At 75.6% G+C, this 813-nt stretch carries 1 protein-coding gene; it reads right to left on the reverse strand.

Going from position 1 to position 813, the window contains the following annotated elements:
- The coding region (locus EF918_RS36250) for a DUF4118 domain-containing protein (RefSeq protein ID WP_125653024.1) at positions 1-813 on the reverse strand (813 nt) is incomplete at both ends.

Raw genomic sequence — 813 nt, forward strand, 5'->3', positions numbered from 1 at the left:
GGACGACGGCGGCCTGGGCGGCGAACGCGCCGAGCACCCGCCGGTCCTCGGCCGGCAGCACCCGTCCCGACAGGGCCAGGGCCAGGCTGTCCCCGACGGGCAGGTCCACATCGGCGTCCTCGGGCCGTGCGGCGGGGGCCGGACCCACGCTGCCGGCCCGGCGCCAGGGCTCGGTGTCGCCGTCGCGTTCCAGCAGGGCCACCGACTCCATGGCGAAGGTCTCGCGGACCCGCTCCAGCAGGGCGTCCAGGCTGTTCTCGCCGCGCAGGACGCTGCCGGCGAGGAAGGAGAGGATCTCGGACTCGGCGCGCAGCCGGGCCGCCTGGTGGGTGCGCCGGGCGGCCAGGTCGACCACGGAGGCCACCGAGACCGCCACGGCGAAGAAGATCACGATGGCGACGATGTTGCGGGGGTCGGCGATGGTCAGCCGGTGCAGCGGCGGGGTGAAGAAGTAGTTCAGCAGCAGGGAGCCGAGCGCCACCGAGGCCAGCGCCGGCCAGAGTCCGCCCACCAGCGCGGCGGCGACCGTCAGCCCGAGGAAGAGCAGCATGTCGTTGGCCAGGCCCAGGTCGGCGTCGACCTGGGTGAGCAGCACGGTGAGCAGCACCGGCAGCACCAGGCCGACCAGCCAGCCGGCCACGGTCCTGGTGCGGCCGAGGCGGGCGCCGGGGCGGGCCACGGGCAGGCCACGGCCCTTGGCGACGGCGTCGTGCGTGACCAGGTGGACGTCGAGGTCGGGGCCGGACTCGCGGGCCACGGTCGCGCTCACGCCGGGGCCGAAGACGTACTGCCAGGGCTTGCGGCGGCTGACGC

This window comes from Streptomyces sp. WAC06614 (assembly GCF_003949795.1).
Lineage (GTDB): Bacteria > Actinomycetota > Actinomycetes > Streptomycetales > Streptomycetaceae > Streptomyces.